Source organism: Siccibacter colletis, assembly GCF_025914095.1.
Classification (GTDB): domain Bacteria; phylum Pseudomonadota; class Gammaproteobacteria; order Enterobacterales; family Enterobacteriaceae; genus Siccibacter; species Siccibacter colletis.
The window spans coordinates 3,086,569-3,097,992 of sequence record NZ_CP074352.1 but is presented as its reverse complement, the minus strand read 5'-3'; the positions used below and the strand labels follow the sequence as shown (position 1 = coordinate 3,097,992).

Sequence of the window (11,424 nt, the reverse complement as noted above, 5' to 3'; positions counted from 1 at the left end):
ACCAGCGCAAAGAAAGTCTATTATAAAGAGCAAGTTTTATTAAAACGTTACCTGCAACGCACCATCCCATGGTTGATTGGTACCAAGCAGAGGCATTGGTAATTCATTTAAGTGCCATGTTGGGCATGTTACTGTTTGAAATATACTTTCATAATTAGAACGCATTGGTGAGTCAAATAAATGTTCACCATAGTGAGCTTCCAGAATGATATGAATTGCAGCAACAGAGTTTATGAGCATTTCAAGAGTGGCGCGACTTTTATTACTACCTCTGTCATGTTTTACAACATTGTAAGAATCATACCAATTTAAACTTTGTGTTGGTTGTGTAGGTGACCAGTTAGCAAATGGCTGAAACGAGCCAAGGTCAGGGAACATTTTAAGTTTTACAGAGTACTGTTCGAGTTTCAAATAAGGTAGTGTTTTAACGTAATCATTCATAGTCATTCGTGCTGAATTGGTGTGGTTATTATCAAGTAAGGTTTTTTTGAGAAGATATTCGACCTCGGTGCAGCCAATGATCAGGCCTTCTCTTATTTTATTTCCATATGTTGTCAGGTTTTGTTGTTCTGGTTCAATGACGTCGAAGAGACTCGTTAATAAATTATATATACTATGAAAGGATCTTATCTCATCAAGCTTAGCACTGCGATTGTAAATTTCAGTGGTGCAGTTTTTGGTGTTGTAGTAAAGCCCTCTAATTGATCTTCTATAAAACTTACCTGGGTTAGTGTTAGGTATTAATTTTGTAATGTCTCTGTTTTGTATTGAGTCATGCCACAGAATAATGCTCAATAACCTTTCTGTTGGGTCAGTATTGGTTAACCAACCTAAAGATTCAGGTGACCTGTTTTCGTAGCCCTGACGATTACTCAAAACTCCTTCTAATAGTTCAAAGTCATCGAAAATTCCTGTGTTTATTAATATGTAATATCTATCATTTGTAGTGTCCATCCTAAAAAAACCATATTTACCACTCGCACATTCAAAAACATAGTTGCTCATAGAATTCCCTCCTCTTTTTAGATTTTCAGTATTCCATTGTGTCATACGAGAAACAAGTAGCTCGTTTCGCATTGCAATTAGTAAGTTGTCACTCTTAACACATGAACGCACAACTAACCGAAATCATGCGACTTATCACCAACCTGATCCGCACCGGAACAGTAACCGAAGTGGACCGGGAAAACTGGCTGTGCCGGGTGAAAATTGGTGAGCTTGAAACCAACTGGATTAACTGGCTGACTCTGCGCGCAGGCGGTGCCCGTACATGGTGGTGCCCGTCGCCGGATGAGCAGGTGGTGGTGCTAAGTATGGGCGGCAATCTGGAAACCGCTTTTGCCTTACCTGCGATCTATTCCAACCAGTTCGCGCCGCCGTCGGACTCCATGGACGGATGCGTAACGGAATACCCGGATGGTGGCTGGTTTGAATATGAACCCGCGACCGGCCGCTGGCATGTGCGGGGTATCAAATCCATGGTGATCGAGGCGGCAGATAACATAACCCTGAAAACGGGGGAGTTTGTGGTGGAAGCAAGCAACACGCGCATAAACAGCGAGGTGGTGATCAATGGTGGCGTCACCCAGAGCGGCGGCGCCATGAGTTCTAACGGGATCGTAATGGATAAACACGGTCATACCGGCGTTAAGTCCGGCGGCGATACATCGGGAGGCCCGGTATGACGCTATATATCGGCATGAGTCAGGGCAACGGCAGGGCCATTACCGACACGGACCACCTGCGCCAGTCGGTCAGGGATATTCTGCTGACCCCGCAGGGGAGCCGCATTGCCCGGCGGGAATATGGCTCCCTTCTGTCTGAACTGATAGACCAGCCGCAGAACCCGGCGCTGCGCCTGCAGGTCATGTCTGCGGTCTATGTGGCCCTGAGCCGCTGGGAGCCACGGCTTACGCTGGATTCCATCACCATCAGCAGCAGCTTTGACGGCTCCATGGTGGTTGAGCTAACCGGGAAGCGCAATAACGGCGCGCCTGTTTCCCTTTCGGTATCAACAGGAGCAGACAATGGCAGTAATTGACCTTTCCCAGCTCCCCGCGCCGCAGATCGTTGACGTGCCGGACTTTGAATCGCTTCTGGCTGAGCGTAAGGCCGCCTTTGTGGCCCTGTATCCGGCAGATGAACAGGACGCGGTGCGGCGCACGCTTGAGCTGGAATCTGAACCTATCACCAAACAACTGCAGGAAAACACGTACCGGGAAATCCTGCTGCGCCAGCGTATCAACGAGGCGGCGCAGGCGGTCATGGTGGCGTATGCCATGGGCGGCGATCTCGACCAGATGGCGGCCAACTACAACGTGAAGCGCCTGACGGTTACACCTGCCGACAACGACGCGGTGCCGCCGGTCGCAGCGGTGATGGAAAGTGACGAGGCGCTGCGCCTGCGTGTTCCTGCTGCATTTGAGGGGCTGTCCGTTGCGGGCCCGACGGCGGCCTATGAGTTTCACGCTAAAAGCGCGGACGGACGCGTGGCGGATGCCAGCGCAACCAGCCCGGCCCCGGCGGAGGTGGTGCTGACCGTACTGAGCCGGGAGGGTGACGGCACTGCGGGAGCCGATCTGCTGGCTGTCGTGGAGCAGGCGCTTAACAGTGAGAACGTGCGGCCGGTGGCGGACCGCCTGACGGTGCGTAGCGCCGAAATTATCCCGTACCGCGTTGATGCAACGATTTTTCTTTATCCCGGCCCGGAAGCTGAGCCGGTGATGGCAGAGGCTAAAGCCAGCCTGCAGAAGTACATCGCCAGCCAGACGCGGCTGGGACGTGATATCCGGCGCAGCGCCATTTATGCCGCGCTGCACGTTGAGGGCGTCCAGCGCGTGGAGCTGGCCTCCCCGCTGGATGATGTGGTGCTGGATAAGACGCAGGCAGCGTCCTGCACGGAATGGAGCGTAACCAACGGGGGCACGGATGAATAGCCTGCTGCCGCCCGGTTCGTCAGCGCTTGAGCTACGCCTGGCGCAGACTTGCAGCGGGATATCCGATCTGCAGGTGCCGCTGCGTGATTTATCGAATCCGGCGACGTGTCCCGTTGCTTTTCTCCCGTATCTGGCTTGGGCCTTTTCCGTTGACCGCTGGGACGAAAGCTGGGCTGAAAGCGTGAAGCGCCGGGTGGTGCAGGACGCTTTCTATATCCATCAGCACAAAGGAACAACCAGCGCCGTGCGGCGCGTCGTGGAGCCGTTCGGCTTTCTAATCCGCATCATTGAGTGGTGGCAGACCGGTGAAATCCCGGGCACGTTTCGCCTGGATATCGGAGTGCAGGACCAGGGCATTACGGAAGAAACCTATCTGGAGCTGGAGCGGCTGATTAGTGATGCAAAACCGTGCAGCCGTCATCTGGTGGGTATGTCCATAAACCTGCAGATCAGCGGCGATCTGTGGGTAGGTGCTGCCACCTATAGCGGCGAAGAGATCACGATTTATCCGTACATCAACGAAACCATTATCTCTGGCGGCACCGCCTATGAGGCTGCCGCGGTCCATGTTATTGACACTGTGAGAGTGAATCCATGAGCGTAAAATTTTATACCCTGCTGACGGAGATCGGCGCGGCAAAGCTGGCAAGTGCCGCCGCGCTTGGTGTCCCGCTGAAAATTACTAAAATGGCGGTGGGAGATGGTGGCGGGGTGCTGCCGACGCCGGACTCAAAGCAGACGACCCTGGTTAACGAAAAACGCCGGGCTGACCTCAACATGCTGTATATCGATCCGCAGAACAGCAGCCAGATTATTGCTGAGCAGGTGATCCCCGAAACGGAGGGCGGTTGGTGGATTCGTGAAGTTGGACTGTTCGACGATACCGGCGCGATGATTGCGATAGGTAACTGCCCTGAGAGTTATAAGCCGCAGCTCGCTGAGGGAAGCGGCCGCACGCAGACGGTGCGTATGGTACTGATTACCAGCAGTACCGAAAACATTACCCTGAAAATTGACCCTGCAGTGGTGCTGGCAACCCGCAAGTACGTGGATGACAAGGTGCTGGAGCTGAAGGTGTATGTGGATGACCTGATGGCAAAACACCTTGCGGCAGCGGACCCCCACAGTCAGTACGCACCCAAAGAGAGTCCGACGTTAACCGGCACGCCTAAAGCGCCAACGGCGCCCGCTGGGAATAACACAAACCAGATTGCCAATACGGCATTTGTGCAGGCGATTGCAGCGGCGTTAAGCAATGCGCTGGCGCTTAAGGCCCCGCTGGCAAGCCCGGGCCTGACCGGAACGCCGACGGCGCCGACAGCTGCGCAGACGGTTAATAACACCCAGATTGCAACCACTGCATTTGTGAAAGCTGCGCTCGCCGGGCTGGTTGGATCATCGCCCGCCGCCCTTGATACACTCAATGAATTAGCTGCTGCGCTTGGCAATGATCCCAACTTCGCCACCACTATGACCAATGCCCTTGCTGGCAAGCAGCCGCTCAACAGCACCTTAACCGATCTGTCCGGCAAGTCGGTTGCGGACATTCTCGAATACCTCGGTTTGGGAGAACTGGCAAAAACGCCCCGATGGCTCGTGACAACCGGGTCGAACGCTAACGGATGGTATGAGGTTTACAGCGACGGTTTTATTCGCTGTGGGAACAGCTATTCCCGTGACAATCCTTTGCTCATTTCTGCACCGAATAGCGGTCGCGAAATTGCCTTTCCGATTAGCTTCAAAACAAAAATCACCAATATCTCGATAGCTATTGACCAGCTGATCACAGGCTATCTGGAAACGTGCGGCCCCGTATATAAGGGCTTATCTTCAATGATGATTGTTACTGGTTATATTACGGGAACTGGCCCGGCGGGGCTGGGTTCGTTTGTAGGTTACTGGATGGCAGAGGGTTATTAAATGTGGTACTGGAATCCGTTAAGCATGAACGAGGCGCTTCCGGGCGTACATAATCTTGATGGCTGCACTCAAATAGAAAATGATGCGCACCCATTTAAACTTAGTGATGCGCCATCAGGAAAGTACTGGTGCAACGGTGAAGGTAATCATCCTGTGTTGATAGATATTCCACCTCCAACACGTGAGGAAACTATCAAGGGTGCAGCGCTTGAAATACAGAACAAAATTAATGCGGCCAATGATTTTATTAATCAAAACCAATGGCCTTCTTTATTAGCTTTCGGGCGACTCAGTGAGAAAGGAAAGACCGAATTCAATCAGTGGCTGGATTATCTGGACGCCCTGAAAAGAATTGATGTTTCAGGTGCGCCCGATATTTTATGGCCTACTCCACCGGCTGAGCCGGCCAGCTGATCTCTGGTGCGCTGGATGTATCGACCGACTCCAGCGCATCGAGATAATCAAGCCAGGAATTGAAAGCTGCCTTTTCTTCTTCGCTTAACCTCCCCAGCGCAAGCCGAGACGGCCATTGCCGCTCATTGATGAAGCCGTTAGCGTAGCTGCGCAGGCTGGACTTCATCTGCTCAGCCTCTTTCTCTGTGGCGTCACTTTGCGCGGCTGTGTCCGCAGGCCGGGTCACCGGTGCAATGCTCGACGAAGGTTCGGGCTGTGCTGTTAAAAACGGATACCCTTTTTTATTCGCGTGCGGTGTGATCACTTTTCCTGCGGCCTGCCCGTTTAATAATTCTAAATAAAGCTCGTCGGGAATTATCATCACGTCTTTCGGCAAGTTCGGGTAATCATTATTCTCGGGATAAAACCCGTTTAAAGATGGTGAATATCTCATTGTGATTTCCTTTTAAAAACCGATTGCCATCCAGCGCGCGCCGATAGTGGCGTTACTACTGGCGTCCTTATCCATGTAAATCGTCATGCCCTGCGTGCCGGTTTCGCTGATACAGGGAACAATATTGTTCGCTGTGAATTTTGAGTGTGGAGTCCATGTGCCATACAAAAACGAGGATGACCGAAGTGCTGGAGTGGCGGCATAAAGCGATTCAAAGAAGCGGGGCCAGCGATGAGTGACACTAACCTGCGCCTGCAGGTGATTCTAAATGCGGTTGATAAGATCACCCGCCCATTTCGTTCTGCGCAGGCCAGCTCAAAAGAGCTGGCTACCGCCATTCAACAGAGCCGCGCCAGGCTGAAAGAGTTAGACACTCAGGCGGGCAAAATTGAGGGCTTTCGTAGATCCAGCGCGCAGCTGGCAGTCACCAGCAATAATCTCAAGACCGCGCGCGAAGAAGCGGCCCGGCTCGCCACGCAGTTTACCAGTACAAACCGCCCGACGGCGGCGCAGGCCCGACTGCTTGAACAGGCGAAAAACCGTGTTACGGAACTGCAGAGCAAATACAACGGCCTGCGGCAGTCCGTCCAGAAGCAACGCCTTGCGCTGAATGAGGCCGGGCTTGATACCCGTAAGCTCAGCAGTGCCCAGCGCGAGCTGCGCCAGAACGCCGACGAAACCCGGCAGGCTCTGGACCGTCAGCAGAAATCTCTTAAACGGCTCGGTGAGCAGCAGGCCAGGGTCAATGCCGTCAGGGAGCGGTATTCCCGTAGTCTGGAGGTACGGGATCGCATCGCCGGAGCCGGGGCTACAACCTCAGCGGCAGGGCTGGCAATGGGCGCGCCGGTTGTGGCGGCGGTGAGAAGCTATGCCAGCATGGAAGACGCCATGAAAGGTGTGGCAAAGCAGGTCAATGGTCTTCGGGATGATAGCGGCAACCGTACTAAGCAGTTTTATGACATGCAGGCCGCCATCAAGGCTGCCAGCGAACAGCTCCCCATGGAGAATGGCGCTATCGACTATGCCGCACTGGTAGAAGGTGGCGCGCGCATGGGCGTGACCAATCAGGACGATCCCTTCGAAGACCAGAAGCGTGATCTGCTGGCATTTGCCAGTACGGCGGCCAAAGCGGCCACGGCATTTGAACTGCCCGCCGATGAACTGGCAGAAGGACTGGGTAAAATCGCCAGCCTTTACAAGGTGCCGACCCGAAATATTGAGCAGTTGGGCGATGCGCTGAACTACCTGGATGACAACGCCATGTCTAAGGGCGCAGACATTATTGACGTGCTGCAGCGTATGGGTGGCGTGGCTGATCGCCTGGACTTTCGTAAGGCGGCGGCGCTTGGCTCCACATTCCTGTCATTAGGTGCCGCGCCGGAAATTGCCGCCAGTGCATCAAACGCCATGGTGCGTGAGCTGTCCATTGCCACCATGCAAAGTGACCGCTTTATGGACGGCATGGACATGCTCAAGCTCAAACCCGAAGTGCTTGAGAAGCAGATGGCGAAGGATGCCATGGGCACCATTTTGCGGGTAATGGAGAAGGTGCAAAAGCTGCCGCAGGACAAGCGTCTGTCCGCCATGACGATGCTTTTCGGTAAGGAGTTTGGCGACGATGCCGCGAAGCTGGCTAACAACCTGCCAGAACTGCGCCGCCAGTTGCAGCTCACCGCCGGGAATGGTGCGAATGGTTCAATGCAGAAAGAGTCCGACATTAACAAGGATTCCCTTTCTGCGCAGTGGATGCTTGTAAAAACGGGTGCACAGAACGCCTTCAGCAGTCTGGGCGAAACGCTGCGCCAGCCGTTGATGGATATTATGGATTACGTCAAAAGCGTAACCGGTGGGCTGCGGCGCTGGATAGAAACCAATCCGCAGTTGGCAGGCACGCTGATGAAAGCCGCTGCCGCTACCGCCGCGATCACGCTGGCGCTGGGCACGCTGGCTGTTGCGGTGGCAGCCGTGCTGGGGCCGATTGCCGTGATCCGGTTTGGTTTGTCCATGCTGGGCGTAAAAACGCTTCCTTCTGTGTTCAATGCGGTTAAGCGCACCGGCAGCGCGCTGTCCTGGCTGGCAAATGCACCGCTTTCCGTGTTACGTCGCGGAATGAATTCAGCTGGCGGGAGCACTAACCTCCTTACTGCCCCGCTGAATGCTCTGCGGCGCTCAACCGGGGTGGCGGGCAATGCGCTGAAGGCCTTAGCCGGTGCCCCACTTAATCTATTACGCGCCGGAATGTCGGGCATTCGTAATGTTGTCGGTATGGTGATGAATCCTCTGGCAGCATTAAGGGGCGGATTATCTGCCGCCGGTAGCGTGTTACGTTTTCTGGCGTCCGGCCCGCTGGCCTTACTTCGTGTTGCACTTTATGGAATTTCAGGCTTGCTGGGCGCGCTGCTTAGCCCGATAGGACTGGTTGTGGCTGCGCTGGCTGCCGTGGCGCTGGTTGTCTGGAAATACTGGGAGCCCATCAGCGCATTTCTGGGTGGCGTAGTGGAGGGTTTCAAAGCCGCAGCCGGACCAATCAGCGAGGCGTTTGAGCCTTTGCGTCCGGTGTTCGAGTGGATTGGCGATAAGGTCAGGGCGCTATGGGGATGGTTCGGTGACCTGTTGACGCCGGTTAAATCCACGGCCGCCGAACTTAATAATGCGGCCTCTATGGGGCGACGCTTTGGTGAGTCCCTCGCTAAGGGGTTGAACATGGTCATGCACCCACTTGACTCGCTTAAAACTGGCGTTTCGTGGCTGCTTGAAAAACTCGGCATTGTCAGCAAGGAGGCGGCAAAAGCGAAGCTGCCGGATCAGGTGGTGAAGCAGCAACACGCTACGGTGAACAGTGACGGAAAAGTCGTGCTGCCTCCTGGCGGATTCCCCACGATGGGTTTTGCTGGCATGTATGACGATGGTGGCACGATTCCGCGTGGCCAGTTTGGCATAGTCGGAGAAAATGGCCCGGAAATCGTGAACGGTCCGGCAAACGTGACCAGCAGGCGGCGCACGGCGGCACTGGCTTCGGTTGTGGCCGGAACTCTGGGCATGGCGGCAGCGCCTGCAGAAGCTGCACCCCTGCATCCATTCAGCCTGCCTGCAATAGTATACAAGCAGAGCCAGCCTGCGAAAGCGGACCGCGCGCCGACAGTGATGCACTTTGAAACGCACGCGCCGATCACGATTTATGCGCAGCCAGGGCAGAACCCGCAGGATATCGCGCGAGAAGTTGCCCGCCAACTCGACGAACGCGAACGCCGCACCCGCGCGAAGGCGCGCAGCAATTACAGTGACCAAGGGGGATATGACGCATGATGATGGTGCTGGGGTTATACGTTTTCATGCTTCGCACGGTGCCGTATCAGGAGCTGCAGTATCAGCGCAGCTGGCGGCACGCGGTTAACAGCCGCGTCAATCGCCGCCCGTCAACGCAGTTTCTTGGCCCGGACAACGACTCGCTGACGCTTTCCGGCGTGCTTCTGCCGGAAATCACCGGCGGCAGGCTGTCACTGCTGGCGCTGGAGCAGATGGCAGAGCAGGGCAAGGCATGGCCCCTGATTGAGGGTAGCGGAACGATTTACGGCATGTTCGTGATTGAAAGCCTGAGCCAGACAAAAACGGAGTTTTTCGAAAGCGGTACACCGCGGCGGATTGAGTTCACGCTGGCACTCAAGCGGGTAGATGAATCGCTGTCTGATATGTTTGGCAGCCTGAGCGACCAGCTTAACAATCTGAAGGACTCAGCAGCGTCAACGATAGGAAATATTCAAGATAAGGTTGGAGGGCTACTGCAGTGAATTTTGGTTCTAAACTCCTCAGCCTGTATGGCAAAAGCCCGGCCTTCAGTATCGTGATCGAAGGTAAGAACGTTACAACCGTGATGGATAATCGCCTGATGAGTGTAACGCTAACAGACAACCGGGGGTTTGAAGCGGACCAGCTTGATCTGGAGCTGGACGACGCGGACGGGCAGGTTGTCCTGCCGCGTCGCGGCACGGTCATTCAGTTTGCGCTCGGGTGGGAAGGGCAGTCGCTTTTTCCAAAAGGGTCGTTTACGGTGGATGAAATTGAACACAGCGGCGCACCTGATCGCCTCACCATCCGTGCCCGCAGTGCAGATTTTCGGGCAACCCTGAATATCCGCCGTGAAAAGTCCTGGCATCAGACCAATGTGGGGGAGGTTATCAGGGAAATCGCCGCCCGGCACAACCTAAAAATGGCTATCGGGCAGGACCTGGCAGACCTGCCGCTGGATCACCTGGACCAGACAAACGAAAGTGACGCGAGTTTTCTGATGAAACTGGCGCGCCAGTACGGGGCTATAGCATCCGTAAAGGACGGTAACCTGCTGTTTATCCGGCAGGGGCAGGGGCGAAATGCAAGCGGTAAGCCGCTGCCGGTTGTGACCATCACCCGGAAGGATGGTGACGGCCACAGATTTACCCTGGCAGACCGTGGCGCTTACACCGGCGTTATTGCCAGTTGGCTTCATACCCGGGAACCAAAGAAAAAAGAAGTGACTAAAGTTAAGCGCCGCCGCCGGAAGAAAACCGCAAAACCTAAGGAGCCGGAGGCTAAACAGGGTGATTACCTGGTGGGGACGGATGAAAACGTGCTGGTACTTAACCGAACCTATGCAAACAGGGCTAACGCGGAGCGGGCGGCAAAGATGCAATGGGAACGGCTGCAGCGGGGGGTGGCTTCATTCTCGCTGCAGCTCGCAGAGGGCCGGGCCGATCTATATACGGAAATGCCGGTAAAGGTCAGCGGCTTTAAACAGCCGATAGATGATGCGGAGTGGACCATAACCACGCTGACCCACACCATCGGTCCGGATAACGGTTTTATTACCACCCTTGAGCTTGAAGTGAAAATTAATGATCTCGAAATGGAATGATTGGTTCCCAATATTGAATAATGATGTATCATTATTGCGATATCAGCAAAGGTGAGGGGAAACTATAATGATGAACTGCCCATTGTGCGGACTGGCAGCACATACACGCAGCAGTTTTCAGGTGTCCAGCGAAACTAAGGAGCGCTATAACCAGTGCACCAATATTGAGTGCGGTCATACATTCGTAACACATGAAACATTCGTTCGTTCAGTATGTCGCCCGCATAAAATCAGCGCAGCCCCACCTCACCCAAAAGGTTTGCAGGAACAATTTGCATACTAACCCGCTAAGGCGGGTTTTTTTATGCCTGCTGCCGCCACAACCGAAACGCCGTCGCCATTTTGCCGCCACAGACATAAAAAAAGGGGCTACGTTTTCACGTAACCCCTTGTTTTATTTGGTGGAGCTGGCGGGAGTTGAACCCGCGTCCGAAATTCCTACATCCTCGGTACTACATGCTTAGTTTGTCTTTACATTCGCCTGGCAGCTGCGGACAAACACGCCACTACCAGACTAGCCTGATTAGTTTTAACGCTTCAACCCCAGGCAGGGCATCCACGCGATCTCTTTTTGGTTTGACCTCTCTTGATCCCCGTCCTAAGAGCGGAGGCTAGGGAGAGAGGGCTCTAAGCAGGTTATTAAGCTGCTAAAGCGTAGTTTTCGTCGTTTGCGACTATTTTTTTGCGGTTTTTTTACGAGGCCTACCGCACCTCGGCATGCACCTTGGGTTTCGCGAATCCCGTCGAATCCAGAATCAGCCCCAGAAGTGTTTGCGAAGTATAGCAGAATTGTGACACGACATGCCAGTCCATATCACGTCCGCCGGTCACGC

At 54.3% G+C, this 11,424-nt stretch carries 12 protein-coding genes, 1 other RNA gene and 1 pseudogene; 11 read left to right on the top strand and 3 right to left on the bottom strand.

Annotated elements, in window-relative coordinates; translation table 11 throughout:
- Positions 1 to 39: 39 nt before the first annotated feature.
- Positions 40 to 1,005, bottom strand: a complete 966-nt coding sequence (locus tag KFZ77_RS14895; RefSeq protein WP_264384623.1) for a hypothetical protein — start codon at positions 1,003 to 1,005, stop codon at positions 40 to 42.
- Between the two features lie 101 nt (positions 1,006 to 1,106).
- Here KFZ77_RS14895 and KFZ77_RS14890 point away from each other — a divergent pair, with 101 nt between their 5' ends.
- Genes KFZ77_RS14890 through KFZ77_RS14865 form a run of 6 tightly spaced genes read left to right on the top strand, consistent with a single transcriptional unit; the run spans position 1,107 to position 5,270 of the window.
- Positions 1,107 to 1,685 carry a phage baseplate assembly protein V gene (locus tag KFZ77_RS14890; RefSeq protein WP_264384622.1) on the top strand — a complete coding sequence of 193 codons (579 nt, stop codon included), beginning with the start codon at positions 1,107 to 1,109 and terminating at the stop codon, positions 1,683 to 1,685.
- Positions 1,682 to 2,041, top strand: coding sequence for a GPW/gp25 family protein (locus KFZ77_RS14885; protein WP_063160889.1), 360 nt, complete (start codon positions 1,682 to 1,684; stop codon positions 2,039 to 2,041). Before KFZ77_RS14890 ends, KFZ77_RS14885 begins: the two co-directional genes overlap by 4 nt.
- Positions 2,028 to 2,936: a baseplate assembly protein gene (locus KFZ77_RS14880; RefSeq protein WP_063160888.1), complete on the top strand. Its 909-nt coding sequence runs from the start codon at positions 2,028 to 2,030 to the stop codon at positions 2,934 to 2,936. The genes KFZ77_RS14885 and KFZ77_RS14880 overlap by 14 nt, the downstream gene beginning before the upstream one ends.
- On the top strand, positions 2,929 to 3,534 hold the full coding sequence (locus KFZ77_RS14875; RefSeq protein WP_264384621.1) for a phage tail protein I: 606 nt from the start codon (positions 2,929 to 2,931) through the stop codon (positions 3,532 to 3,534). Before KFZ77_RS14880 ends, KFZ77_RS14875 begins: the two co-directional genes overlap by 8 nt.
- Positions 3,531 to 4,856 (top strand): phage tail protein, encoded by a 1,326-nt coding sequence (locus KFZ77_RS14870; RefSeq protein WP_264384620.1) that lies wholly within the window; start codon positions 3,531 to 3,533, stop codon positions 4,854 to 4,856. The genes KFZ77_RS14875 and KFZ77_RS14870 overlap by 4 nt, the downstream gene beginning before the upstream one ends.
- Positions 4,857 to 4,880: 24 nt before the next feature.
- A complete protein-coding gene (locus tag KFZ77_RS14865) occupies positions 4,881 to 5,270 on the top strand; it encodes a tail fiber assembly protein (protein WP_264384619.1) in 390 nt (129 codons plus the stop codon).
- Here KFZ77_RS14865 and KFZ77_RS14860 read toward each other — a convergent pair.
- A complete protein-coding gene (locus KFZ77_RS14860; RefSeq protein WP_264384618.1) occupies positions 5,242 to 5,703 on the bottom strand; it encodes a tail fiber assembly protein in 462 nt (153 codons plus the stop codon). The two genes, KFZ77_RS14865 and KFZ77_RS14860, sit on opposite strands and share 29 nt — an antisense overlap.
- 176 nt (positions 5,704 to 5,879) lie before the next feature.
- Here KFZ77_RS14860 and KFZ77_RS14855 point away from each other — a divergent pair.
- The 5 genes and pseudogenes from KFZ77_RS14855 to KFZ77_RS14835 form a co-directional block, all read left to right on the top strand.
- Positions 5,880 to 5,942 (top strand): annotated as a pseudogene (locus tag KFZ77_RS14855) (GpE family phage tail protein); the annotation flags it as partial.
- Positions 5,935 to 9,009 (top strand): phage tail tape measure protein, encoded by a 3,075-nt coding sequence (locus KFZ77_RS14850; protein ID WP_264384617.1) that lies wholly within the window; start codon positions 5,935 to 5,937, stop codon positions 9,007 to 9,009. The pseudogene KFZ77_RS14855 and the gene KFZ77_RS14850, both read left to right, overlap by 8 nt.
- Complete coding sequence (locus KFZ77_RS14845; protein WP_264384616.1) at positions 9,006 to 9,491, top strand: phage tail protein; 486 nt, start codon at positions 9,006 to 9,008, stop codon at positions 9,489 to 9,491. Before KFZ77_RS14850 ends, KFZ77_RS14845 begins: the two co-directional genes overlap by 4 nt.
- Positions 9,488 to 10,591 (top strand): phage late control D family protein, encoded by a 1,104-nt coding sequence (locus KFZ77_RS14840; protein ID WP_264384615.1) that lies wholly within the window; start codon positions 9,488 to 9,490, stop codon positions 10,589 to 10,591. The genes KFZ77_RS14845 and KFZ77_RS14840 overlap by 4 nt, the downstream gene beginning before the upstream one ends.
- A 67-nt stretch (positions 10,592 to 10,658) precedes the next feature.
- The gene (locus tag KFZ77_RS14835) at positions 10,659 to 10,874 is read left to right on the top strand and encodes an ogr/Delta-like zinc finger family protein (protein ID WP_264384614.1); all 216 of its coding nucleotides are present in this window, start codon (positions 10,659 to 10,661) and stop codon (positions 10,872 to 10,874) included.
- Between the two features lie 116 nt (positions 10,875 to 10,990).
- On the opposite strand, the gene ssrA is transcribed toward KFZ77_RS14835, so the two are convergent.
- Positions 10,991 to 11,354: a transfer-messenger RNA gene (gene ssrA, locus KFZ77_RS14830) on the bottom strand.
- Positions 11,355 to 11,424: the final 70 nt, after the last annotated feature.